21 protein-coding genes and 1 pseudogene are annotated in these 24,289 nt (G+C 65.2%); 9 read left to right on the forward strand and 13 right to left on the reverse strand.

Annotated features, from left to right (window positions below; genetic code table 11):
- Positions 1 to 13: 13 nt before the first annotated feature.
- From BFN03_RS09815 to BFN03_RS09835, 5 genes and pseudogenes are all read right to left on the reverse strand, one after another.
- Positions 14 to 1,374, reverse strand: a pseudogene (locus tag BFN03_RS09815) (hypothetical protein).
- Positions 1,364 to 2,080, reverse strand: a complete 717-nt coding sequence (locus tag BFN03_RS20620; RefSeq protein WP_198163450.1) for an RNA-guided endonuclease InsQ/TnpB family protein — start codon at positions 2,078 to 2,080, stop codon at positions 1,364 to 1,366. Before BFN03_RS20620 ends, BFN03_RS09815 begins: the two are co-directional and overlap by 11 nt.
- Positions 2,077 to 2,742, reverse strand: coding sequence for a helix-turn-helix domain-containing protein (locus BFN03_RS20625; RefSeq protein WP_070378855.1), 666 nt, complete (start codon positions 2,740 to 2,742; stop codon positions 2,077 to 2,079). The genes BFN03_RS20620 and BFN03_RS20625 overlap by 4 nt, the downstream gene beginning before the upstream one ends.
- Positions 2,743 to 2,976: 234 nt before the next feature.
- On the reverse strand, positions 2,977 to 4,014 hold the full coding sequence (locus tag BFN03_RS09830; protein WP_070378856.1) for an NlpC/P60 family protein: 1,038 nt from the start codon (positions 4,012 to 4,014) through the stop codon (positions 2,977 to 2,979).
- 241 nt (positions 4,015 to 4,255) lie between these two features.
- Entirely contained in the window at positions 4,256 to 4,798 is a 543-nt protein-coding gene (locus tag BFN03_RS09835; protein WP_070380786.1) for a C40 family peptidase, read from the reverse strand.
- 563 nt (positions 4,799 to 5,361) lie between these two features.
- Between BFN03_RS09835 and BFN03_RS09840 the strand changes: the two genes are divergently transcribed.
- Together BFN03_RS09840 and BFN03_RS09845 are read left to right on the forward strand one after the other, a co-directional pair.
- Positions 5,362 to 7,143: a DEDD exonuclease domain-containing protein gene (locus tag BFN03_RS09840; RefSeq protein WP_232320488.1), complete on the forward strand. Its 1,782-nt coding sequence runs from the start codon at positions 5,362 to 5,364 to the stop codon at positions 7,141 to 7,143.
- Positions 7,140 to 7,415 carry an Lrp/AsnC family transcriptional regulator gene (locus BFN03_RS09845; RefSeq protein ID WP_070378857.1) on the forward strand — a complete coding sequence of 92 codons (276 nt, stop codon included), beginning with the start codon at positions 7,140 to 7,142 and terminating at the stop codon, positions 7,413 to 7,415. The genes BFN03_RS09840 and BFN03_RS09845 overlap by 4 nt, the downstream gene beginning before the upstream one ends.
- 33 nt (positions 7,416 to 7,448) lie before the next feature.
- Here BFN03_RS09845 and trpD read toward each other — a convergent pair whose 3' ends face one another.
- Complete coding sequence (trpD, locus tag BFN03_RS09850; RefSeq protein ID WP_070378858.1) at positions 7,449 to 8,537, reverse strand: anthranilate phosphoribosyltransferase; 1,089 nt, start codon at positions 8,535 to 8,537, stop codon at positions 7,449 to 7,451.
- Positions 8,538 to 8,660: 123 nt separating this feature from the next.
- Entirely contained in the window at positions 8,661 to 9,125 is a 465-nt protein-coding gene (locus tag BFN03_RS09855) for a hypothetical protein (protein ID WP_070378859.1), read from the reverse strand.
- 129 nt (positions 9,126 to 9,254) lie between these two features.
- Here BFN03_RS09855 and ctaE point away from each other — a divergent pair, with 129 nt between their 5' ends.
- The 4 genes from ctaE to qcrB all read left to right on the forward strand — a co-directional run bounded on the left by ctaE (position 9,255) and on the right by qcrB (position 13,576).
- Complete coding sequence (ctaE, locus tag BFN03_RS09860; protein WP_084385572.1) at positions 9,255 to 9,866, forward strand: aa3-type cytochrome oxidase subunit III; 612 nt, start codon at positions 9,255 to 9,257, stop codon at positions 9,864 to 9,866.
- Between the two features lie 64 nt (positions 9,867 to 9,930).
- Positions 9,931 to 10,782, forward strand: a complete 852-nt coding sequence (qcrC, locus tag BFN03_RS09865) for a cytochrome bc1 complex diheme cytochrome c subunit (RefSeq protein ID WP_084385573.1) — start codon at positions 9,931 to 9,933, stop codon at positions 10,780 to 10,782.
- A complete protein-coding gene (gene qcrA, locus BFN03_RS09870) occupies positions 10,779 to 11,921 on the forward strand; it encodes a cytochrome bc1 complex Rieske iron-sulfur subunit (protein ID WP_070380788.1) in 1,143 nt (380 codons plus the stop codon). The genes qcrC and qcrA overlap by 4 nt, the downstream gene beginning before the upstream one ends.
- Before the next feature lie 26 nt (positions 11,922 to 11,947).
- Entirely contained in the window at positions 11,948 to 13,576 is a 1,629-nt protein-coding gene (gene qcrB / locus BFN03_RS09875; protein WP_070380789.1) for a cytochrome bc1 complex cytochrome b subunit, read from the forward strand.
- 10 nt (positions 13,577 to 13,586) lie between these two features.
- Here the strand turns inward: qcrB and BFN03_RS09880 are convergent, their stop codons facing one another.
- The 3 genes from BFN03_RS09880 to ctaC form a co-directional block, all read right to left on the reverse strand.
- Positions 13,587 to 16,064: a plasma-membrane proton-efflux P-type ATPase gene (locus tag BFN03_RS09880; protein ID WP_070378861.1), complete on the reverse strand. Its 2,478-nt coding sequence runs from the start codon at positions 16,062 to 16,064 to the stop codon at positions 13,587 to 13,589.
- Positions 16,065 to 16,207: 143 nt separating this feature from the next.
- Complete coding sequence (locus BFN03_RS09885; protein ID WP_070378862.1) at positions 16,208 to 16,624, reverse strand: cytochrome c oxidase subunit 4; 417 nt, start codon at positions 16,622 to 16,624, stop codon at positions 16,208 to 16,210.
- 41 nt (positions 16,625 to 16,665) lie between these two features.
- On the reverse strand, positions 16,666 to 17,715 hold the full coding sequence (gene ctaC, locus BFN03_RS09890) for an aa3-type cytochrome oxidase subunit II (RefSeq protein ID WP_070380790.1): 1,050 nt from the start codon (positions 17,713 to 17,715) through the stop codon (positions 16,666 to 16,668).
- A gap of 259 nt (positions 17,716 to 17,974) precedes the next feature.
- On the opposite strand from ctaC, the gene asnB reads away from it, so the two are divergent.
- Entirely contained in the window at positions 17,975 to 19,900 is a 1,926-nt protein-coding gene (asnB, locus tag BFN03_RS09895; RefSeq protein WP_070378863.1) for an asparagine synthase (glutamine-hydrolyzing), read from the forward strand.
- 110 nt (positions 19,901 to 20,010) lie between these two features.
- Here asnB and BFN03_RS09900 read toward each other — a convergent pair whose 3' ends face one another.
- From BFN03_RS09900 to BFN03_RS09910, 3 genes are all read right to left on the reverse strand, one after another.
- Positions 20,011 to 20,985: a carbohydrate kinase family protein gene (locus BFN03_RS09900; RefSeq protein WP_070378864.1), complete on the reverse strand. Its 975-nt coding sequence runs from the start codon at positions 20,983 to 20,985 to the stop codon at positions 20,011 to 20,013.
- A 166-nt stretch (positions 20,986 to 21,151) separates the two neighbouring features.
- Positions 21,152 to 21,502 carry a HesB/IscA family protein gene (locus BFN03_RS09905; protein ID WP_070378865.1) on the reverse strand — a complete coding sequence of 117 codons (351 nt, stop codon included), beginning with the start codon at positions 21,500 to 21,502 and terminating at the stop codon, positions 21,152 to 21,154.
- A gap of 142 nt (positions 21,503 to 21,644) precedes the next feature.
- Positions 21,645 to 22,718, reverse strand: coding sequence for a glycerate kinase family protein (locus BFN03_RS09910; protein WP_070378866.1), 1,074 nt, complete (start codon positions 22,716 to 22,718; stop codon positions 21,645 to 21,647).
- A gap of 114 nt (positions 22,719 to 22,832) precedes the next feature.
- Here BFN03_RS09910 and BFN03_RS09915 point away from each other — a divergent pair, with 114 nt between their 5' ends.
- Together BFN03_RS09915 and cobU are read left to right on the forward strand one after the other, a co-directional pair.
- Entirely contained in the window at positions 22,833 to 23,519 is a 687-nt protein-coding gene (locus BFN03_RS09915) for a DUF3043 domain-containing protein (RefSeq protein ID WP_070378867.1), read from the forward strand.
- Positions 23,520 to 23,577: 58 nt separating this feature from the next.
- On the forward strand, positions 23,578 to 24,225 hold the full coding sequence (gene cobU / locus BFN03_RS09920; protein WP_070378868.1) for a bifunctional adenosylcobinamide kinase/adenosylcobinamide-phosphate guanylyltransferase: 648 nt from the start codon (positions 23,578 to 23,580) through the stop codon (positions 24,223 to 24,225).
- The last annotated feature ends 64 nt before the right edge of the window (positions 24,226 to 24,289 follow it).

The raw sequence follows: 24,289 nt of genomic DNA on the forward strand, positions 1-24,289 counted from the left end.
CGCCGACGCAGGGTCACCCGAGGTGAGCGCGCACCCAGTTGGTCCACCCACCGCGGAACTGATCGCCATCGATGCCGAGGACGTCGGCCACGCGCTGGTCTACCGTCTGCGGATCTGCCTTCCCGACGGCAAGTGCCCGATACAACCTGGTGAGCCGAGCTTCGCCGAACTCGTCGGCGACGAAGGCGTTGATCGACCACGCGGACTCGTACGCCAGGGAGCCACGCGCACCGGATCCCGCGAAGTCGCGATCATCGGGGAAGCTACCGGGAGCGCCTTCGGCACTCACCCATGCGGTCAGAGTGGGAGCGATCCGGCGTTCGGCCGTGTGCGTGCCCCGGTGGGCCGCGTACTCGGCATAGCCCTCGAGCATCCACATCGGTGATCCATCCACCGTCGCCGCTCGCGTGGCCACGTGGGTCATCTCATGTTGCAGAATTGCGCGCCGGGTGACGTTGGTGAGCCGTTCGGGCGATGCTGGGCTGAATACGATTCGCTGTCCCGTAACCACGTCGGAGTCCGGGTCGACCGCGTCCGAGATCGCAACGGCGGCAATGTTACGACCGTCATGATCCGGGCCGACCAGCGCGGTGAACTCCTCCTGCGATCCCGCAACCCAGACGAGCGCACGTTCGGCCCAGTCCGAACCCCACAGTTGGGTGACGTTGTCGACTGCGGCGGGGAGCTCTTCGGCGAGATGGTCGACCATCTCGGAATCCTCGGGGTGCCCGAGCACTACCGAAGTCCGCCCGTCTCCGGTATCCACACTGCGCGAGACGAGCGGACCGAAATCCCAAGGGCCTCGCCAGGTCTGCGCGCGTGCGTCGATAGTGGCGCTGTCGGTGACCAAGGCCCAGCAGTCGCCGCGGCGCGCCACGACGAGGGAGACCGGCTTGCGGGTGGGCAGCTCGTCCACTCCCGCGATCGCGTAGCGGAGTCGTACGGCAGGAGCCCACACCTCGTCCGCGTCCACCGTATCGACCAGACTCTGCGGAACCGCCGTCTCGGGGCCTGCGACTATCTCGTAACCCCAGTCCGAGAAATCCACGCCGGAAACGTTGGCTGCCCGTCGCGCCTCTGCGGCGAGGAAGCCCGGCGATGCCGACTTGTCCATCAGGTCAGACACGCCTCGGCGTCGTCGTCTCGCACAGCCGCCGCCCAGTTGTCGAGAAGGGCCTGGACTGCCACCACGCGGGCGTGTTGCTGCGCATTGGACAGTCCAGCGGACGCTTCTGCGTCGTGGTCGCCGTGCACGAGGCCCGTCAGCCCGAGGACAGCGACGATGGCGACAGCGAGTCCTGTCAGCGCCGCCCACTCCCACGGGCGCACCGGACGGCGTGAAGTCGGATTCGGTACGGACCGTTCAGGAAACATGGAAATCTGTTCCCTGATCCGAAACCTCACGGTCCCGGCCTTGACTCACACGAGGTGTGAGCCTTCCCGTGGCGATCCCCGCCGCCCGCGAAGCGCGGGCCTTCCGCAGGGTTCCGTCGGGCTCGTTTACCGTCGCCCCGCAACTCGGGGAGGACGCCTGAACCAGGGCCGCGAGGTTGCGGGCGGCGTTCAGGTCACGGTCCAGACGTAAACGGCATTCACACTTGAATACTCGTTTCTTGAGGGACAGCTTGGCTTTCACTTCCCCGCAAGCAGAACACGTCTTCGAGCTCGGATACCACCGGTCCGCGATATGCAGGGCGGTGCCCTGCCACTCCGCCTTGTACACGGTCTGGCGGCGCACCTCACCCATCCCGACCCCCGCGATATGCCGGGCCAGTGACCGGTTCCGCAGCATCCCGGCCACATTCAAATCCTCGATCACCACGACATCATGGGAACGCACCAGGCGGGTGGAGAGCTTGTGCAACCCGTCCCGGCGGGCATCGGCCACATAGGCGTGCAACCGGGCGACCTGTGCCTGGGTGGCAAGCCACCGGTTCGACGGTTGTTGGCCGGTGCGCTTGTCCCACCCGACCCGACGTGCGGCCTGCCGGTTGAGGCGGCGCAGTTTTTTCTGGGCGTGCTCGAGATGCTTCGGGTTCTCGATCATTTCTCCGGTCGACAGGACCGCCAACGTCTTCACCCCGAGATCCACCCCACCACCGACGGAGAATCCACCGTCCGCGTGTCGGGTTCGGCCCGCCGGACCTGAACGGAAAACGAGACGAACCACCGGCCCCGCCGCAATGACACGGTCGCCGACCGGATCCGCGCCGTGCCGGCGTCGACGCGGCGGGCCAGTTTCCGTGTGGACTCGTGCGTCCGGACGATCCCGATCCGCGGCAGCCTCACATGCCGACGATCCGCGTCCGCGAGCCCGAACGCCCCGGTGCTGAACCGGCACGACAACGCCGACCTCTTGCCCTTGAACCGGGGGAAACCGACCCGGCGGCCCTTCCGCTTCCCCGACCGGGACGTCGACCAGTTCGACAACGCCGCCGCCAGATTCGCCACACCGGACGAATACGCCTCCTTCGAGTTCTCCGCCCACCACGGGGCCGTCTCCTCCTTGATCTGGTTCCAGTGCTTGCGAAAAGAGTACGCGGACCAGTCCACGACCGGAGTCAGATCGTCACCGCCGATCCCGTAAGACCGTTCCGCGGCCCGCTGATCCAGATTGGCTTTCACGACGGCCAACCCCCAGTTGTAGGCGAACCGCTGCGCCCCACAATGCGACCGCAACGCCCCCTCCTGGGTCGGGGTGGGATCGAGCGCGAACCGGTACGCCTGCACCACCGTGTTCACCCGGCAACTCCCACAGCCCGCCACCGAACCGTGGCCCCACCTGATTCGAACATATTTTCGACTATAGTGGCAGTCGCCGACACTTCGTGGGGATAACGCGCCAACGGAGATTTGCCCGCAGAACAACACGGAATTCGAAATTTTTTGGGAGCAGCTGCAACCCCGCAGAGTGCGGGTGTGATTCGGGCACGCCGGAGAGTCTAGAAGCATGTCCCGTGCGCGGGAAGGACAAAGTCAGTAACGGCGCGCTCCGTAGTAGGGGAATCGTGCCATCGATTCGACTTTCACCGGGACTCCGAACGTCGAGGCGTGGACAATGTTGCCGTTTCCTGCGTAGAGACCGACGTGAGACGCATCGTCGTAGAAGAGGACAAGGTCGCCGGGTTGTAGATCCTCGCGCGACACCGGCATCCCACCGCTGGCCTGCGCCTGACTCGACCTCGGCAGCGTCTTGCCGATCTGCTGGTACGCCCACACGACGAGCCCCGAGCAATCGAACTCGTTCGGCCCGGTAGCGCCCCACGAGTAGGGGGAACCGACGCGCGTCAAGGCGGCCCGCAGTGCGTTTGTGCCCGCTCCTGGCGTCAGGTGAGCGAGAATTGTGGCCGGGTCGATCCCGGGCGGGAACGGTGTGCCCGCCAGCTCCTCGCGTTCCGAAGCGCTGAGGTTGCCGAACGCCTCGAGTACTTGGTCTATCTGGGCCTGAAGATCACTCTGCTTGCGTTGCAGATCGTCACTCACGGCCTTGGCCTGCTCCGCAGCCTCCCTCGCAGCGTCGGCGGAACTCTTGGATGCCTCGGCGGCCCTCGTAGCATCCGAGGTAGCAGACCAGAACTGATCGACTTGGTTGCTGGTGTCTTTGGCGATGATGTCGAGCAGAGACATCTGGTCGAGGAGTTGTTGCGGCGAGTCGCTTGTCATGACTGCGAACAGACGATTGGTTCGCGCGCCTTGGTAGGTCGACGTGGCCAGTTGATTCACCGCCGGCCGGAAGACCTCGATCCGCTCCCTCGCCGCGTCGAGCGCACCCTGATCGTTTGCCGCCGCAGCCTCGGCCTCACGTTGCGCCGACTGTTTGGCCTCGAGATCGATCTGCGCGTTGTGGAGCGCCTCCGTCGTCTGCTCGGATTGCCGCGACAGTTCACCGAGTCTCGCCATCGAGTCGCTCGGGTTGGTGAAGGCGGGGTCGGCACCCGCCTGGATCGAAGGCAGCGCTACGAGAACCAGCGACAGCGCCACCGCCGTCAGCACGCTACGCAGGGGGCGCATCATCGTGCGCGGAGCCGTGGAACTGATTCGTGAGGCTACGGAAGTAACTTGTGAGTCCACGGAATGCGGTTCTCCAATCGTCTTCTCCGCCAGCCGAGTCGGCTGCCTCGAGCAGTTCGGAAACGTCCCCGAGTTGCCGCCCGATTGCACGACACACTTCGCAAGGTCTCGATCAGGTTACGGAACGGCAACGCATGCGTCCACCCTCGTCTCGGTCCTCAGGATCAGTCTCGACCCGCAAGAACTAGAAGCGCCGCGCCTCGTCGACCGGCATGGACGCGAGGGGGGCCAGCTTGACGGGCTGACCTGAGGTGGATGCATGGATCACGTTGCCGTTTCCTGCGTAGAGGCCGGAATGCGAGCCGCCGTAGAAGGAGATCACGTCGCCGATGCGAAGATCGGACAGCGGCACCAGCGTGCCGGCGGCGGCCTGCTGGTAGCTGGTACGCGGCAAGTTCAAGCCGGCCTGCCTGTACGCCCACTGCACGAGCCCGGAGCAGTCGAAGGAGTCGGGTCCGGAGGCGCCGTAGGAGTACGGGGCACCGAGCTTGGTGTGAGCGGCCTCAACGGCCCTCTCCCCTGCAGTGTTCATGGGTGGGGCGACCGGCGCACCGGGCGCTGCGGGCACCTGCGGAAGGACGAGGCCCGGAATCTCGAAGGTTCCAATTCCCGGGATCGTGATGGGGTCCGCCGCCGCTGGGGCGGCGGTTGCTGTGAGCGCTCCGACTGCCAGCGCGCCCGCGACAACTGCCCGTCGCACATTTCGCTGAGAAGTTTGTGACGCCACGAAAAGGTACTCCGTTTCTTCCACTCATCCGCCGACCGAGCTCACTGGCCGGTTGGGCCGGGGGGATCACCCCTAGCCGCCAGAAAGAGGCCGATCAGCGGTGCCCAGCGATGCTGCCCCGGTACTGGGCTGCGAGTCTCCGCTAGGTCTCGAAAAGGTTACGAAATGGAATACGTCCATGTCGACCACGCGCAAGCGCTAGCGCCCCTTCCAGCCCGATTGCGGCGACACCAGAAACTTCGATAACGGTCCAGTAACAAAACGTCTGTTTTGGAGACACAGCGCCAAATCTGAGCATCGAAACCAGGCTCCTCGGCGTGGGTGTACGGCGACCCGCGATCGAGTCGTTGTTCCTGATCAAAGGGCGTCCGTCGGTGCGACCTCGCGATGCCTACCGACTCGACGAACCAACACGCCCAGCAAACATGGGATCGCTGCCGAAACGTCGGCTCCGTGGCGCCGCCCCGGCCCCGATGTCGGCGCCCGAAAAAGTGTGGTGTGATGCTCGTCGCTTCTCTCTCTCGAGTCCGTTTTGTCGGTGCTCGTCCATACGCTCTCGGGCTGTGAGTGCTTCCGGCGTACCCGAGCAGTTGAGCTTCGACGAGCTCGACACCCCGCTGCGAGAGACCACCTTCGTGGTGGTCGATCTCGAGACCACCGGGGCCCGGCCGGGAGAGGATGCAATCACCGAGATCGGCGCAGTGAAGATCCGCGGCGGCGAGGTGCTCGGGGAAATGGCGACCCTCGTCGACCCAGGACGGTCGATTCCGCCCTACATCGTCGAGATCACGGGCATCACCTCGGCGATGTTGATCGACGCTCCTCGGATCGAGGCGGTGCTGCCCGCATTCCTCGAGTTCGCGCGGGGAGCAGTGCTCGTCGCGCACAACGCCCCTTTCGACACCGGCTTCCTCAGGGCGGCCGCAACCGCCACCAGCACCCCGTGGCCGAGATTCACCGTGCTCTGCACCGTCAAACTGGCCCGGAGAATCCTCACTCGAGACGAAGCACCCTCGATGAAGCTGTCGGCGCTGGCCCAGCTCTTCACGGCCCAGACCACACCGACGCACCGGGCCCTCGACGATGCCCGAGCCACGGTCGACGTCCTGCACGCCCTGATCGAGCGGGTCGGCAACCAGGGTGTGCACAGCCTGACGGAGCTCACCGATTACATTCCCGACGTTTCACCACAGCAGCGGGCCAAACGCTCCCTCGCAAGCCACCTCCCCCGCTCTCCAGGCGTGTATCTGTTCCGAGGCCCGTCCGACGAGGTTCTCTACGTCGGTACGGCAACGGATCTGCGCCGCCGCGTCCGGAACTACTTCACCGGCTCGGAGACCCGCGGCCGGATGAAAGAAATGGTCGCGCTGTGCACCCGAGTCGACCACGTGGAGTGCGCGCACTCGCTCGAGGCCGGGGTGCGCGAACTCCGGCTCCTCGCCGCGCACACTCCCCCGTACAACCGGCGATCAAAATATCCGAAACGTGGGTGGTGGATCACGCTCACCGCGGAGGCGTTTCCCCGACTATCAGTGGTCCGCACGCCCACGGCCGACTCGCTCGGACCGTTCCGGTCACGCTCGACGGCGGTCGGCGTTGCCGACACCCTCGCCGAGTTCTGCGCTCTCCGCACGTGCACGAACCGGATACCGAAAGGAAGAGAGCACGGCCCTTCCTGCCCCCCGCGCGAAATCGGGCGTTGCCCCGCCGCCGTTCACGGCCTCGATACCGAGGACGCATACCGGCGCAGCCCGGAGCGTTTCCGGCAGCTCGTGCGCGGCGTCGACGACGCCCCGCTGCGCCGCATGCGCGGCCGGGTGGAGGAACTGGCTGCGGGCGAACTCTTCGAGAACGCCGCACGCCTGCGCGACCGGACCGCGGAAACGATTGCCGTACTGCGAAGAATGCAGCGTCTGTCGTCTCTCGCCGCGCTCGATCAGATCGTCGCCGCGCACCCCGACGCAGCGGGCGGCTGGGAGTTCGCGGTGATCCGTGCGGGCCGACTCGCATCCGCGGGATGCGCACGGCAGGGAATTCACCCCATGCCGGTGGTCGATACGCTCGTTCTCACCGCCGAGACCGTCGTAGCCGACGCCTCTCCTCTCAGGGGCGCGTCCCCCGAGGAAGCGGGCCTCATCGCACGCTGGCTCGACCGGGAGGGCACCCGAATCGTCAGTGCCTCCTCTGGCTGGTCCGAACCCGCACGGGGTGCCGGTTCCTGGGCCGGTTGGTGCACACTCGCGCAGGCAGCGAGCACCTCGACGCAGGGCGCCGGCGACACAGGACGCGGCAACCGACCACCCGTACCGGATCACGCCGACCACGACATAGGCTGGCGATCATGATCAACGCCATCGTCCTGATCCACGCCGAAGCCCACCGCATCCCGGAGACCGCTCAGGCGGTGGCCGACATCGCCGGCGTGGACAAAGTCTATTCCTGTGCCGGTGACGTCGACCTGATCGCGATCGTGCGTGTGCGAGACCACGCACTTATCGCCGAAGTCGTCACCGAGGGGATCAACAAGGTCGAGGGTGTGTCGAAGACGGCCACGCACATCGCCTTCCAGTCCTATTCGAGCGCAGACGTGGAGGCGGGATTCTCCATCGGCGAGTGAGTCGCCCGGCACCGGGTTGGTATTGAACCAAACCTAGTTGGTGGCTGCGAGACCTGACGTCACCTCGGCCCACTTACCGAGCAGCGTTGCTGCCGCACCGCTGTCGATCGACTGAGCCGCCGTGGCGAACCCGTCCGTCAACGCATCCTCCAGAGTGCGGCCTCCCAATCCCCGAAACGCCGCGATCGCTCCCGCGGCGTTGAGCAGAACCGCATCGCGCACCGGCCCCGTCTCGCCCGCCAGGAGCCGCCGCACCACCGCAGCGTTCACCTCGGCATCGCCGCCGCGCAACTCGTCGAGGGGAACCCTCGCGACCCCGATGTCGCGCGGGTCGAAGCGACGGGTCGTCACCGACCCTTCCGAAACGATGTGCACGGTCGACGTGGTCGAGGTGGTCAACTCGTCGAGGCCGTCATCGCCGCGCACCACGAGGGCGGAGTTGCCGCGCTGAGCGAGTACGCCGGCCACCACCGAGGTCAGCCCGGCAAACGCGCACCCGACGAGGCCGGCACGTGGGCGCGCAGGATTCGTGAGCGGTCCGAGCACGTTGAAGACGGTCGGGATTCCGATCTCCTTGCGTGGTGATCCCGCGAAACGCAGCGCGGGGTGGAACACGGGGGCGAAGCAGAAGCCGATCCCGGCCTCACGGACGCATCGGGCCACCTCGTCAGGACCGAGATCGATCTTCACACCGAGCGCCTCGAGCACGTCCGCACCGCCGCTCTTCGAGGATGCGGCCCGATTGCCGTGCTTGACGACGCGAATGCCGGAAGCCGCGACCACAATGGACGCCATCGTGGAGATGTTGACGGTATTGGACCGATCGCCACCGGTACCGACGACATCGACGACGTCGGCATCGATCGGAACCTTGCGCGCGTGCCCGAGCATCGAATCGGCCAGGCCGCGGACCTCCTCCGCAGTCTCGCCCTTCATCTTCAGCGCCACACCGAATGCCGCGATCTGCGCGGAGGTGGCGTTGTCGGACATGATCTCGTCCATCGCCCATGTCGCATCACCCGCGGAGAGGTCGTGGCCGTCGGTGAGGGCGCCGAGCACCGAAGGCCACGTGCGCGCCGACAGCAGTGCGTCGTTATTCTCCTGAGCGGTCGGGCTCTGCATTCGTCTTGTCCTCTTGTACTAGGGGCGGTCCATTCGATCCCTGGCAGCCTAGCCACCGGGCATATCGGGCGGCTCAGCCACCGGGCATATCGGGCGGCTCAGCCACCGGGCAAATCGGGTGGCTCAGCCGCCGGGCAAATCGGGCGGCTGCATCGCATCCCATCCGGACACGGAACCTCCGAGCCGCTGGGCCAGCCCAACCATCCTCGACCGTTCCTGCGAACAGTGCAGGGCGTCGAGGAGCTGAACTCGTTGCAACACCAATCTCACGTCTTCACCCGAGTCATCGGGCCCGGACTCCCCTGCCACCTCGTCTGACGGCCGATATCCCTCCTGCGCGGCGATCGACACGGCCTCTTGCACCGCCGAGGCCGGAAGGGTCAGATGGTGCCGGAGCACCGCCTCCTCATCGCTGACCCACCGCGGATCCTCCTCAGCTGCCCGGTCGAGCGTGGCTCCACACCCCTCCACGTCGTCGAAGCACGACACGACGACGACAAGGTCACTCCGGTCCGGGTCCAGCGGTGCCTTTTGCCCTCCCCCGAGGAGTCTCCGCAGCCAACCCTTACGGTTGAGTCCAGTTCCCATCCCTTCACCTTTTCACGGTCCGCAACCCGCCTGCTGCCAGCAGGGACAATCGGGCACTCCGGGCTCGTCGGCCCACCGAGGGCGGACCCGAGTGACCACCTCTTACGACAAGGCGTCATACTTCTGTCTGTGACGAGCGCAGTAGGGACTTCAGGATCAGCAATCACCCAACGCGTGCACTCGCTGAACCGACCAAACATGGTCAGCGTTGGCACCATCGTGTGGTTGTCAAGTGAGCTCATGTTCTTCGCAGGGCTCTTTGCCATGTATTTCGTGGCACGAGCACAGGCGAACGGAGTCTGGCCGCCGGAGCCGACCCATCTGAATCTGTACCTTGCCGTGCCGGTGACGTTGGTGCTGATCGCGTCGTCGTTCACCTGCCAGATGGGTGTGTTCGCAGCCGAGCGCGGTGACGTCTTCGGCCTGCGCCGGTGGTACCTGCTGACCCTGGCGATGGGCACATTCTTCGTCCTCGGCCAGGGCTACGAGTACTTCGCCCTGTTCCACGAGGGCACGACCATCTCGAGCAGCGTGTACGGCTCGGTCTTTTTCATGACCACCGGTTTCCACGGCCTGCACGTGATCGGCGGCCTCATCGCGTTCGTCTTCCTGATCGCCCGCACGAAGGTCAGCAAGTTCACGCCTGCCCAGGCCACTGCAGCCATCGTCGTCTCGTACTACTGGCACTTCGTCGACATCGTGTGGATCGCCCTGTTCGCGACGATCTACTTCATCCGTTGATCAGCTGAACGCCCCCAGGCAGCCCCTGACGTCCAGTCCGTCCCGACATACCAAAGGGATACAGATGAGTTCATCCCCACCTCCCACATCCGACACCGCGGTGTCCGCCGCGCAGGCACGACGCCGGCGGAAGCTACGCAGGCGCGTCACGGGCGCACTGGTCCTGATGATGGGACTGGTCAGCGCCGGTTTCCTTGCGTCTGCGTTGACGCCCACCCCGCAGGTCGCCACCGCGAGCGATGATCAGGCAGCCCTGATCCGCGAGGGCAAGCAGCTCTACGACACCTCGTGCATCACATGTCACGGTGCGAACCTGCAGGGTGTCCAGGACCGCGGCCCCAGCCTGATCGGCGTCGGCGAGGCCGCCGTGTACTTCCAGGTGTCGTCGGGACGTATGCCCGCGGTCCGCAACGAGGCGCAGGTCTCGCGCAAGCCCGTCAAGTTCGACGCAGCGCAGACGGACGCCATCGGCGCCTACATCCAGGCCAACGGCGGCGGACCCACCGTCATCCGTGACGAGAACGGCGAGATCGCCCAGTCTTCGCTGCGCGGCGGCGACGTCGCACGCGGTAGCGAACTGTTCCGCCTCAACTGCGCTTCCTGCCACAACTTCACCGGTCGTGGCGGTGCACTCTCGTCCGGCAAGTACGCCCCGGTCCTCGACCCGGCGAACGAGCAGCAGATTTACACCGCGATGGTCACCGGCCCGCAGAACATGCCCAAGTTCTCGGACCGTCAGCTGACCGTCGAGGAAAAGAAGGACATCATCGCCTACGTCAAGCAAGCGAGCGAGGTCAAGCAGCCCGGTGGCTACGGGCTCGGCGGACTCAACACTGCCTCAGAGGGCATAGCCATGTGGGTCGTCGGAATTGTTGCTGTCGTCGGTGCAGCATTGTGGATCGGAGCAAGGTCATGAGCGACGCTGGCCAATCGGACGGCGCCACCCCAAAGAAGTACACAGATGAAGAACTCGAGAACCTGAGCCGCGACGAACTGGTCGAACACGGCACCAATCTCGACGGTGTCGATGTCGCTTTCCGCCGCGACCGCTGGGCGGTCGAGGGAACGAAGGCGGAGAAGCGCGCCGAACGGTCGGTCGCCTTCTGGTTCGCTCTCTCCGGCATCTCGGCGATCGCCTTCATCTTGATCTTCCTGTTCTGGCCCTGGCAGTACGCCGGAGCCGGTGAGGAGAACTACGGCGCCTACAGCCTGTACACGCCACTGATCGGCCTCACCATGGGTCTGGCGATTCTCGGGCTCGGCTTCGGAGCGGTGCAGTTCACGAAGAAGTTCATCCCCGAAGAGGTGTCCATTCAGGACCGCCACGACGGCAAATCGTCCGAGACCGATCGCAAGACGATCGTGGCCGAACTCGGTGACTCACTCGAGACATCGACCATCGGGCGCCGCAAGCTCATCAAGCGCAGCCTGATCTTCGGCGGTGGCGCCCTCGGCATCATGTCGGTCATGCCGCTCGGCGGTTTGGTCAAGAACCCGTGGGCTCAGGGCGACGAGTCACCCCTGTGGGTGTCCGGGTGGACCCCCCGCTACGAGGGCGAAACCATCTACCTGCGCCGCGACACCGGCCGCCCCGACGACGTGGTACTTGTCCGCCCGGAAGACCTGGATGCCGGCTCCATGGAGACCGTGTTCCCCTTCCGTGAGTCCGACCGGGGCGATCACGAAGCCCTCCTCGACGGACTGCGTGGCGTCCGCAACGCGACCATGCTCATCCGTCTCCGCACGGAGGACACCGAGCGGGTCATCAAGCGCAAGGGCCAGGAGAGCTTCAACTACGGGGACTACTTCGCGTACTCGAAGATCTGCACCCACCTCGGCTGCCCCACGTCGCTATACGAACAGCAGACCAACCGGATCCTCTGCCCGTGCCATCAGTCGCAGTTCGACGCGCTGACCTACGGAAAGCCGATCTTCGGTCCAGCTGCCCGTGCACTTCCGCAGTTGCCCATTACAGTGAATGAAGAGGGCTTCCTCGTCGCCAACGGTGACTACGTCGAAGCTCTCGGCCCGGCATTTTGGGAGCGTCGACCGTGACCGACAAACCATCCAAACTGAACTCGATGGCCGCCGGCCAAGCCGAAGCGATGGACTCGAGGTATCATCTCGCGGCCGGAATGCGCAGGCAGATCAACAAGGTCTTCCCCACGCATTGGTCCTTCCTGCTCGGCGAGATCGCGCTGTACAGCTTCATCATCCTTCTGATCTCGGGCGTCTACCTGACGTTGTTCTTCGACCCGTCGATGGCACACGTCGTCTACAACGGCGCGTACGAGCCGCTTCGTGGCGTCACGATGTCCCGCGCCTACGAGACCACCCTGAACATTTCGTTCGAGGTGCGCGGCGGCCTGTTCGTCCGTCAGATCCACCACTGGGCGGCTCTGATGTTCGCGGCGTCGATCGTCGTACACCTGCTGCGGGTCTTCTTCACCGGCGCCTTCCGGCGTCCGCGTGAGGCCAACTGGGTCATCGGTAGCCTTCTGCTGATCCTGGCGATGTTCGAGGGCTTCTTCGGATACTCCCTCCCGGACGACCTGCTGTCCGGCACCGGCGTCCGCGCCGCCCTGTCCGGCATCACGATGAGCGTCCCGATCGCAGGTACCTGGCTGCACTGGCTGATCTTCGGTGGCGACTTCCCCGGCGATCTGATCATTCCTCGCCTGTACGTCGGCCACGTCCTGCTGCTCCCCGGCATCATCCTGGCCCTGATCGCAGGACACCTTGCGCTGGTCTGGTACCAGAAGCACACCCAGTTCCCCGGCCCTGGTCGCACCGAGCAGAACGTCGTGGGTGTCCGGATCCTGCCTGTCTTCGCGGTCAAGTCCGGTGCGTTCTTCGCGATCACGTTCGGCGTGCTCGCCCTGATGGGTGGATTGCTGCAGATCAACGCGGTCTGGACCATCGGCCCGTACAACCCCTCGCAGGTGTCGGCAGGCGTGCAGCCCGACATTTACATGATGTGGACGGACGGCATGGCCCGCTTGTGGCCGGCCTGGGACATCTACCTGTTCAACCGCTACACGATTCCGTCGGTGTTCGCCGTGGCAGTGATCATGGGCTTGGTGTTCACCCTCCTGATCGCGTACCCGTGGATCGAGAAGCGCCTGACCGGCGACGACGCTCACCACAACCTGCTCCAGCGTCCGCGCGACGTTCCGGTCCGTACCGCGATCGGTGCAATGGTGATCACGTTCTACGTCATCCTGACGCTCTCGTGCATCAACGACATCATCGCGTACCACCTCAACATCTCGTTGAACGCGACGACGTGGATGGGCCGCATCGGAATGGTGCTGCTGCCTCCGCTGGCCTTCTTCATCGCCTACCGGTTCTGCCTGGGTCTGCAGCGCAGCGACCGTGCGGTCCTCGAGCACGGAATCGAGACCGGCATCATCAAGCGGATGCCGAACGGTCAGTACATCGAGATCCACCAGCCGCTCGGCCCGGTCGACGACCACGGTCACCCGCTCCCGCTCGAGTACCAGGGTGCGGCCATCCCGAAGAAGATGAACAAGCTCGGATCTGCCGGCAAGCCCGGCTCCGGCAGCCTTGTCACCGCGGACCCGGTCGAAGAGAGCCGGGCACTTGAGGAAGCCTTGCACGAGGGCGAACACCGGCAGCTGACGATGCTGCGGGAGTACCAGGACCAGGTGCACGGCAACGGGTCATCCGGAAACGGAGAAGCCCACTAGCGTCGCCGTTTCAATTCCCGTCGGGGCCCCGAACCAGATCTGGTTCGGGGCCCTGCGCGTTTCTCCGCTCAGATCGCGTACGCCGCTCTAGGACCGAGTAGGCAGCGAGTTTGACCCGATCCTCGACGAGGAACCACACCAGGGCGTAGACCCAGACGGCGGCGACCCAACCCCAGCCCAGGGGTGTCATCAGCAACCCGAATCCGGCGATCAGGGTGGCGACTACTTGGGTGCCGACGACGGCCGCCACCAGTACGCGGGCCGGCGCGGGCTGCGACCAGAACGGGCCACGGGTACGGGTGACGAACACCGTGAGGTGCCCGGAGATAGAGAGCTTGAGGTATATGAGGGTGCGGATCACATCGTGGTCGAGTCCGAAGGCGGTATCGGCAAGGGTGAAGAGCAGGAACGTCTCGATCACGCCGAGAATGCCGAGGACGGTCGCGATGGTGAGCACGGTGCGCATGTCCCACGCCGCCGGCCTGGGTGAGCCCCGCACACGGTCGAAGGCGATTGCCAGGATCGCACCGTCGTTGAGGATCGCGAGCAGCACGATCATGATCGCCGTGACCGGGAAGAAGTTCATGATGACGACGGCAAGGGTGACCAGTAGCAACACCCGGATCGTCTCGGCTATCCGATACATGGCGTAGTTGGTCATGCGGACGAAGATCTCCCGGGCCATGCGGATCGCGTCCACGATGACCGACAGTCCCGGCGCGAGCAGCACCACATCCGCTGCAGCCCGAGCAGCCTCGGTGGCCCCGGCTACGGCAATGCCCGCATCGGCTTGCTTTAACGCAGGGGCATCGTTGACACCATCACCGGTCATCCCGACGATGTGACCCCGCTGCTGGAGCAGTTGCACGATCCGATACTTGTGTTCAGGGAAGACCTGACCGAACCCGTCGGCGTCTTCCACGAGGTCGGCTGTCTGCTCATCGGTGCAACCGCTGGTCTGCAGGGCGTCTGCGGGCAGGATGTGGTCACCGAGGCGGACCTGGCGGGCGATCTCGGCGCCGATGGCGACCTGATCACCGGTGACCATTTTCACCTGCACACCGAGGCTCTGGGCCGCGTCGATCGTGTTTGCCGAGTCGGCCCGCGGCGGATCCGCCAGCGGGAGCACCCCGAGCAGCCGCCACCGGTCGTCGGATGTCGTGCGTGCAACCGACAGCGACCGATCACCGCGGCGGGCATACTCCTCGACATGCTCCGCGGCGGCCGTGCAAACCGGATCGCCTTCACACAGTCCGGCGATGACCTGCGGCGCGCCCTTGCTGACGTGGTACACGGTTCCGTCATCGCCTCGGACCGTCGCCTCGGTCCGTTTCGTAACCGGATCGAACGGCACGAACGCCTCGACCACTACACCCGGCACCGGCATGACATCCGCGGACGCGGCAAGCACCGCCAGATCGATCGGATCCTGATCCTCGGCGCGTGATGCAAGCGCAGCTGCGGCCAGAAGATCCGATCGTGCTACCCCTGGTGCGCACCACGGCTCGGCGACCGCAAGCCTGTTCTGTGTAAGGGTGCCGGTCTTGTCCGAGCACAACACGTCGATGCCGCCCAATTCTTCGACTGCGGGCAGGTGGCTGACGACCGCCTTGCGCTGAGCTAGTCGGCGGGCGCCGACGGCCATCGTCACCGACAGTACGGCCGGCAGAGCGACTGGCACGGAGGCGATCGTGACCACCAGCGCAAACTCGAGCGTTTGTAGCGTCGGGTTGCCCCTCAGCAGCGATACCGCAGCGGTAAGAGCGACCAGTGCCACCGCGATCACGATGAGGTAGTTGCCGATGCGCAGCACCGCCCTCTGGAAATGGCTGACCGTACCGGCGGACTCGACCAGGGCGGTGGTGCGGCCGAAAAAGGAGTCAGCGCCGGTGGCGAAGACCATCGCGTCCGCCTCACCGCGGGTGATCACCGCCCCGGAGTACAAGACGCCTCCGCGCTCACAGGTCACCGGCAGCGACTCACCGGTCAGCGCGGACTGGTCGACCTGCAACCGACAGTCGTCCAACAGTCGGGCATCCGCGGGAATCACGTCCCCGAGGCGAATCCGGATGATGTCGCCTCGGACCAACTCCCGGACCGGGGCCGTGACCCACGCACCACCCCGCAAGACCCGCGCGCTCGTGGCCAGACGTTGTTTCAGAGCGGCGATCGCATTCGCGGCCTGCTGCTCCTCCGTGAACGCCACCAGGCCGTTCATGCCCAACAGCACTCCGATTATCACCGCGTCGGTCCAGTGGCGAGCTAGCAGCGACAGCAATAGGGCGGCCTCGATCATCCACGGAATCGGTGCCCAGAAGTAACCTGCGAAAGTCAGCAGCGGATTGCGTCGCCGTTCGGCAATCTCGTTCGGGCCGTCGACCGCAAGCCGCGTGGCCGCGTCCTGTGAGGACAGCCCATCGTGCGGTACGCGCAATTCGCTCCGCAGGGCCTCCAGCGGGATCGTCGACAATTGGACCCTCGACGTCATGAGTGGCGCTTTTGCATGAGTGGCTCCTCTTCCGTCTGCATCCATCATGCGGTGCCGCACAGACCGTCGCCACTCCCCCACAACGACGTAAGGCGCCGAACCCCATGGGGCTCGGCGCCTTACGCTCGTTCTGTGGTGCGGACCTAGTGCTTCTCGGGTCCGACGTAGTACTCGAAGACGAGTCCTGCGGCCGCGGCGAGTATGGCAACCACCGCGACTACCACCAGCCAGATCTGGAAGAACGCCAGCGAGACAGCGGCCAGTCCTGCTGCCGCAGCAAGCAGGATCGGCCAATAGCTACCGGGGCTGAAGAAACCCAGATCGCCTGCACCGTCTGCGATCTCAGCATCTTCGTAATCCTCGGGGCGGGTATCGAGACGCCGGGCGACGAAACGGAAGTACGTTCCGACGATCAGCGTCAGCCCCGCCGAAAGGCAGATGGCAGTCAATCCCGCCCATTCGATGCCCGTGCGCGACACGGCGGTGAAGCCGCCGTACACGATCGCGACGAGAATGAAGAACACCGTCAGGATCTCGAAGAGCTTCGCTTCGATCTTCATATCAGTACTTGTCCTTGGTCAGTGAGGTATCGGCAGCAGGTTCAGCTACCTTCGACACCGCTCGCCTGCCTGTAGCCGCGATCGGTAGTGAAGGGAGACGTCGACGTGGCAACAGGGGATTCACCGATAGCCTGCAGCGCTTGCGCCGTGGTCAGACCTTGGCCGCCATCCTCTGCGGGCATACGCAACTCGATGTACTGCTGGAACTTGTCGGGAGTGACGGCACGGACCTCGAAGTTCATCATCGCGTGGAACGTGCCGCACATCTCCGCACAGCGTCCGACGAAGGCGCCTTCACGCTCGATCTCACTGATCTGGAAGACATTGTCGGAGTGGTTCTCCGCCGGGTTCGGGAGCACATCGCGCTTGAAGAGGAACTCCGGTACCCAGAACGCATGGACGACATCGGACGATGCCAGATCGAACTGGATCCGCTTGCCGGTGGGGAGAACGAGGATCGGGATCTCTTCGCTCGTGCCGACGGTCTCGATCTTGTCGTAGCGCAGGTAGGACAGGTCCTGAGGAGACTTGCCGTGAACGGGTCCGGGTGCCTCGCCCTCTTCGCCCGGGGCCGTCTCGGCAGCAGCCTGGGCCTCGAGATCGACGCCGTCGTATCTGCCGGCGCCATCACCGAAGTCGATGGAGCGGTAACCGAACTTCCAGTTCCACTGGAAGGCGGTGACATCCACCACTACATCGGGATTGTCCTCTTTATCGAGAACGTGGTTCTGCACGACCACCGTGAAGTAGAACAGGACGGAGATGATGACGAACGGGACCGCCGTGTAGGCCAGTTCCAGCGGAACGTTGTACGCCGTCTGACGCGGAAACTCCGGTGAGTCCTTCTTCTTACGGTGGAAGATCACCGCCCAGAATGTGAGTCCCCACACCAGCACACCCATGGCGAGGGCGGCGATGACCGACCAGGTCCACAGTTCACGCATTCGGGTGGCCTGCGGGGTAACGCCCGAAGGCCACCCGAAACGAAGCACCTCGTTGTCGATTGAGCAACCCGACAGCAGCAAGGCAGCAATGCCCAAAGAAACTGCCAGCCCTGCCCGCCGAAGGATCCGACCTTGCACCACGTGCACGCCTTCCTGATCGCCGCAATAGTCCACTAGGGCAACCCGATGGGTAAGGCCCAATTACTACGCAGCGTAGACCAAAGGTGGGGGCTCGCTGATTTCGGGTCAGACGTGCCGACGCCCCGGGAGTCCGTATTGTCCAAGTAACGAAGTTGGCGGCCCTGATCGGACAGCCCGGCATTCTGCGGCATACTTTCCGACAGAGTTCCCCGGCCCCTCCACATCGTGGGGCCTTCCCAAATCCTGAATTGAGGTACCGGACGCTGTGTGCGGACTGCTCGGGCTACTGACCTCCGGAGAAACCAGCGACGACACCGTTTCACGAGTCGACCAGGCGATGCACTGTCTGCGCCACCGTGGGCCGGACGAGCACGGCACCTGGCACGACGGCCACCTGGTGTTCGGGTTCAACCGGTTGTCGATCATCGATATCGAACACTCGCACCAGCCCTTGCGCTGGGGGCCGGAGGAGGATCCGGAACGCTACGCGCTGACCTTCAACGGCGAGATCTACAACTACCTCGAGATCCGCGCCGAGCTTGCCGACCAGTTCGGTGCGCGATTCACCACGGAGGGCGACAGCGAAGCCATCGTCGCCGCTTTCCACTACTGGGGCGAAGATGCCGTCCGCCGGCTGCGAGGGATGTTCGCGTTCGCGATCTGGGACACGGCGACCCGGGAGCTGTTCATCGCCCGCGACCCGTTCGGTATCAAGCCCCTGTTCCTCGCGACAGGTATCGGTGGCACCGCTTTCGGTAGCGAGAAGAAGAGCCTGCTCGAGTTGGCAAGCCTGATCGGCATCGGAACCGAACTCGATCCGCGGGCCGTCGAGCATTACACAGTGCTGCAGTACGTCCCTGAGCCCGAAACACTGCACAGGCACATCCGGCGGCTCGAATCCGGCTGTTTCGCCCGGGTGCGGCCCGGCGAGGCACCCGTCATCACCCGCTACTTCTCCCCCACGTTCCCGGTTCGTCCGTTCGCGGCCGGCACGGAGCAGGCGAGGTACAGGGAGATCGCGGAAGCGCTAGAGGATTCGGTCGCCAAACACATGCGCGCCGACGTCACGGTCGGTTCGTTCCTGTCGGGCGGTATCGACTCGACAGCCATCGCAGCGCTCGCGATGCGGCACAACCCGAACCTGATCACGTTCACCACGGGCTTCGAGCGTGAGGGCTACTCCGAGGTTGATGTCGCGGCCGAATCGGCCGCAGCAATCGGCGCACGCCACGTCGTCAAGGTGGTGAGCCCGTCCGAGTTCGCCGCCGCCATCCCCGAGATCGTGTGGTACCTCGACGACCCCGTCGCCGATCCCGCGCTCGTTCCACTGTGGTTCGTTGCGAAGGAGGCACGCAAGCACGTCAAGGTCGTGCTGTCGGGCGAAGGCGCCGACGAGTTGTTCGGCGGATACACCATCTACCGCGAACCCCTGTCACTCAAGCCGTTCGAGTACCTGCCACGGGGTCTGCGCAGGGCCGCTGGAAAGCTCTCCGAGCGCATTCCCGAGGGCACCCGCGGCAAGAGCCTGCTCAACCGTGGCTCGCTGACCCTCGAAGAGCGCTACTACGGCAATGCGCGCAGCTTCAACGACGCCCAGTTGCGAGCGGTTCTGCGCGACTTCCGGCCCGAATGGACGCACCGCGACGTCACCGATCCGATCTACGACCTCTCACGAGGCTGGGATCCGGTGGCTCGGATGCAGCACCTCGACCTGTTCACCTGGCTGCGCGGTGACATCCTCGTCAAGGCAGACAAGATGACCATGGCCAACTCGCTCGAGTTGCGAGTACCGTTCCTCGATCCCGAGGTCTTCAAAGTCTCCTCCCAGGTGCCCCTGAACCAGAAGATCGCCAACAACACCACCAAGTACGCGCTGCGACAAGCGCTGGAGGGCATAGTGCCCGGGCATGTGCTGCACCGGGCGAAACTGGGTTTTCCCGTCCCCTTGCGGCACTGGCTGCGCGGGACCGAACTGTTCGACTGGGCGCACGAGCAGATCGCGGCATCGGGGACCGATCACCTTCTCGACAAGGCTGCGGTCGCCAAGATGCTCAGCGATCACCGGGACGGCGCGTCCGACCACAGTCGCCGCCTGTGGACCGTGCTGATCTTCATGGTGTGGCACGGCATCTTCGTCGAGGACCGCATCGTTCCGGAAATCGCGGAACCCGCGTACCCGGTGTCGCTCTAGCGTCCCGGACAAGATTCCTCGGACAAGCTTCCTCAGCCAATCGTGCCGTGTGGTAGCGCCTCGCTACCACACGGCACGCTGGTTTTGGCAGTGCACGCGGTGCGGGATGTCTACGGCAGGACGGCGGCAATCTCGTCAGCGGCGGTGGAACCGTAGGCGTCCGCGAGTCGCTTGACCGCCTCGACCCGATCGAACGTCCACTCCTGCGTACCCACCGTTTCGAGAATCAGCACAGCCACGAGCGATCCCAGTTGCGCCGAACGCTCGTAACTCAGCCCTGCGGTGTGTGCGAGGAGGAATCCTGCCCGGAATCCGTCGCCGACACCCGTCGGATCGACCTTGCCCTTCTCCGGCACGACCCCGACCCGCGTCCAATTTCCATCGGAATCGACGATTTCGACGCCCTTGGAACCGAGCGTGGTGATCCGGACTCCGACCTGCGCCCCGATCTCCTCCCCGGACAAGCCCGTTTTCTGCTGCAACAGGCCCCACTCGTACTCATTGGTGAACAGGTACTTGGCACCGTTGATCAGTGCGGACGCCTCCTTGCCACCCAGCCGGGCCAGCTGCTGCGACGGGTCGGCGGCGAACGGAATATTCTGCTCGCGGCATTCATCGGTGTGCCGGATCATCGCCTCGGGATCGTTGGCCCCGACCAGCACAAGGTCGAGCGGTGCACGGTGCTCGGCGATCACGGCGAGTTCGATCTCACGCGCTTCACTCATCGCGCCGGGATAGAACGACGCGATCTGCGCCATGTCCTCGTCGGTGGTGCATACGAAGCGCGCGGTGTGCGCGAGCGTCGAAATCCGGACAGCGGTGCAGTCGACGCCGTTGCTCTCGAGCCACTCGCGGTAGTCGGCGAAGTCTGCCCCGGCGGCCCCGACCAATAGGGGATTGCCACCGAGGACGCCCATGGCGTAGGCGATATTGCCGCCCACTCCCCCTCGTCGGACCACGAGATCGTCGACCAGGAAACTCAGCGAGATGTGGCTGAGCTGATCGGCGAGCAATTGCTCGGCGAACCGGCCGGGGAACCGCATGAGATGGTCAGTGGCGATGGAGCCGGTTACCGCAATTGTCACGGGCAGATGCCTTTCGATGAGGTCGGTCGGAATTTTTACCGTACCCGGACCACCGCTCGGATCTGGTGCAGCACGTCGCGGCGAGGTCGGGCACGAAAAAAGTCTGACGCAGAAGCCAGTGGGCTTTGCGTCAGACTCGTCGATTCAGTTGCGGCGAGTGCGGGACTCAGTTGAAGGAGTCGCCGCAAGCGCACGAACCGGTCGCATTGGGGTTGTCGATCGTGAAGCCCTGCTTCTCGATGGTATCGACGAAGTCGATCGAAGCACCCTCGACGTACGGCGCGCTCATTCGGTCGACAGCGAGGGACACACCACCGAAGTCCACGACCAAGTCGCCATCGAGGTTACGGTCGTCGAAGAAAAGCTGGTAGCGCAGTCCTGCGCAGCCGCCGGGTTGCACAGCGATCCGCAGCGCAAGGTCGTCACGACCTTCCTGATCGAGCAGCGCCTTCGCCTTGGCGGACGCGGCTTCGGTCATCTTGACGCCGTGGACGCCGGTCTCGTTCTGCACAGTCATGGGCTCTCCCTGTAGTTCGTAAACAAACCCGTGAACGCTTCAACGGTACTCCGCGCCCGACTTATTCCCGGGTTCCATCCCCTGCGGCAACATCCGCAGGTCGACCCACGCCCATGGTATCCGACGCCTCGGCTTTGGGTTACTACCCGGTCTCAGCGATCTCCGAGTCACGCGCCGCAACCGAAGCGAGATCCCTGAGCTGCGCGAAGGCGTCGCCCATCGCCAGTTCTACCGACCCGGCGCGACCTACGAGCGACAGCGCGCGATCGATTCCCGCGCCGTCGAGTTCGACCGGGTCCAGCAGCACCTGCCCGGCGAGGACGAGCGTCGGGATCGACCGTCGACGTGCGGCGGCACAGAGTTCGACCACGAGTTTCCCGCGCAACGATTGCCGGTCGAGCCGCCCTTCACCGGTGATCACCAATCGAGCCGATGCCAATTGCTGTTCCTGTCGCGTCCGCCTCGCCACCAGCTGCGCGCCGGATTCCCGCGTCGCGCCCAGCGCGAACAGCGCGGCACCGATTCCGCCCGCGGCGCCGGCTCCCGGTTCCTCGGCAACCTCGCGCGACGTCAGCGATTGCAGCTGCCCCGCCCACTCGCGGTTCCGTTCTTCGAGGAACGCGACGGTGTCGGGGTCAGCGCCCTTCTGCGGACCGAAGACTCGCGCGGCACCGTGCATCCCCAGCAGTGGGTGCACGACGTCGGTCGCGGCGACCAGTTCCACACCCCGCAGCCGGGCGAGGGCCTCGTCTGCACTGCCGAACGTCTCCGTCAAGACCTCGACCAACCCACGCCCACCGTCGGTGCAGCTACTGCCACCGAGACCCACGACGATGCGCCGCGCTCCCGAATCGAGCGCTGCCACCATCAACTGCCCGACACCTCGACTGTGCGCGTCCCGTGCGGTGGCGGGCGTCGGTGGTCCGCACAGGAGCCCGAGCCCGCATGCCTGGGCCGACTCGACGTAGGCGTCGGCGCCATCGAGGAGCCATCTGGCTGTGACATCGGCACCGAGGGGCCCTTCGACGACAGCGGTCCGGACGGTGCCGCCCGCAGCGGCAACCACCTCGACGAAACCGGGACCGCCGTCGGATTGCGGCGCCTCGATCAACTGATCTTCTGGACGCACCGCGGACCATCCGGCAGCAATGGCGGCGGCCGCCTCCGGGGCGGTCAGCGTTCCGCCGAAGGAGTCCGGCGCAATCATCACTCGCACCGGCAAGAGTCTATTGCGGCCGACGTGATCTGTGTCCCAGCGGTAGACGTGACCGGCGCATTTCGACGTGAGGGCAATTTTCCTCTACGCTTTCCCGTCCAATAGGCTGGAAGGGTGAAATTGCTACGCCGCGGTGATTCGGATAATTCAGGCAAGCGGAATGTCGAGGCCGCGGAGCCGTCCACGGACTCCGAGGCGGCCACGGCCCCGGAGCCCCTCGAGCAGGAAGGCTCGACAGAACAGGTAGGCAAGGGTAGGCCCACGCCCAAACGACGTGACGCCGAGTCGAGGCGCCGTGGTCCCATCGCTCCCGCCCCGCTGACGGCGAAGGAAGCCCGGGCCCGCAAGAAGGCCACCAAGGGGACGAAGGAAGAGCGCAAGATCGCCGCAGCGGACCGGCGCGCTGCCGCCGCCGATCGCCGTGCCCGAATGCTCGCGGGTGAGGACAAGTACCTCCTCCCGCGCGACAAGGGCCCCGTCCGCGCCTATGTCCGCGACATCGTGGACGCTCGGCGCAACCTGGTCGGCCTGTTCATGCCGATGGCCTTGGTCCTGATCATGGCGATGTTCGTGAGCCCGGCCCTGCAGTCCCTCGTCACCCTCGCCATGCTCGTCATGATGGTGTTCATGGTGGTAGAAGGCGTGTGGCTCGGGCGCAAGATCAACAATCAGGTCCGCGTGCGCTTCCCCGACACCCCGGATGGGGGCTTCAAGCTCGGCTGGTACGCATTCGTCCGCGCGTCTCAGATCCGCAAGCTTCGCGCCCCCAAGCCGAGAGTCAGCCCCGGCGACCCCGTCTGACCCGCGGGCCGATCCGGGAGGAATTCTGCCACCGGCGACGATTGGTAGCGTTCCACCCGTGCCCACCTCCGATACGTCGGACCGACCGACTCATCCGAACCAGCCCTCGCGAACGCTGGTGCTCGGCGGTGCGCGGTCCGGAAAGTCTGCCTACGCGGAGGAACTGGCCCAGGCCCTCGCCGGATCGGGACCGGTGCGCTACGTTGCCACCAGCCGCCGCGGTACCGGCGACCAAGACTGGGAACAGCGCGTCACTGCGCACCGCGACCGGCGCCCGGACACCTGGACCACGGTGGAAACCGCCCACCACCTCGATCTCGCCGAGCAGTTGCGCTCACCTGCCGATGCCGGCGCCACTCTCGTCGACGATCTCGGTACCTGGCTCACCCTCGAGCTCGACGGCGCCAGCGCTTGGGACCTGCCGCGCGGCACGATCACTCCACGAACCGATGCTCTGGTGTCGAGTGTCCGCGGCTACGACGGCGCCCTCATCCTCGTGACCCCCGAGGTGGGCCTCGGTGTCATCCCGGAGACACGGTCCGGGCGTCTCTTCCGCGACGAGATCGGCGCCCTCAACGCACGCCTTGCCCAAATCTGCGACAGGGTAGTTCTCGTCGTCGCCGGACTGCCCATGACCCTGAAAGATGCTCCCACCGATCAAGTGCGCGGAACCGAAGTGTCAACTCGAACGAGAGGCCTAGCGTGAGCAGCGAATCCGTGAACGGCGAGTCCGTAGACGGCGAAACCCCACACAGCGATACCCCAGACAG

It is taken from the genome of Rhodococcus sp. WMMA185, from assembly GCF_001767395.1.
Taxonomy (GTDB): Bacteria; Actinomycetota; Actinomycetes; order Mycobacteriales; family Mycobacteriaceae; genus Rhodococcus_F.

What these genes read in the sequence shown, in the direction of transcription:
- BFN03_RS09830 (WP_070378856.1), bottom strand. Translation starts at nt 4,014, where the DNA reads ATGATGCGCCCCCTGCGTAGCGTGCTGACGGCGGTGGCGCTGTCGCTG.
- BFN03_RS09845 (WP_070378857.1), top strand. Translation starts at nt 7,140, where the DNA reads ATGATCAACGCCATCGTCCTGATCCACGCCGAAGCCCACCGCATCCCG.
- trpD (WP_070378858.1), bottom strand. Translation starts at nt 8,537, where the DNA reads ATGCAGAGCCCGACCGCTCAGGAGAATAACGACGCACTGCTGTCGGCG.
- BFN03_RS09855 (WP_070378859.1), bottom strand. Translation starts at nt 9,125, where the DNA reads ATGGGAACTGGACTCAACCGTAAGGGTTGGCTGCGGAGACTCCTCGGG.
- qcrC (WP_084385573.1), top strand. Translation starts at nt 9,931, where the DNA reads ATGAGTTCATCCCCACCTCCCACATCCGACACCGCGGTGTCCGCCGCG.
- qcrA (WP_070380788.1), top strand. Translation starts at nt 10,779, where the DNA reads ATGAGCGACGCTGGCCAATCGGACGGCGCCACCCCAAAGAAGTACACA.
- qcrB (WP_070380789.1), top strand. Translation starts at nt 11,948, where the DNA reads ATGGCCGCCGGCCAAGCCGAAGCGATGGACTCGAGGTATCATCTCGCG.
- BFN03_RS09880 (WP_070378861.1), bottom strand. Translation starts at nt 16,064, where the DNA reads ATGACGTCGAGGGTCCAATTGTCGACGATCCCGCTGGAGGCCCTGCGG.
- BFN03_RS09885 (WP_070378862.1), bottom strand. Translation starts at nt 16,624, where the DNA reads ATGAAGATCGAAGCGAAGCTCTTCGAGATCCTGACGGTGTTCTTCATT.
- BFN03_RS09905 (WP_070378865.1), bottom strand. Translation starts at nt 21,502, where the DNA reads ATGACTGTGCAGAACGAGACCGGCGTCCACGGCGTCAAGATGACCGAA.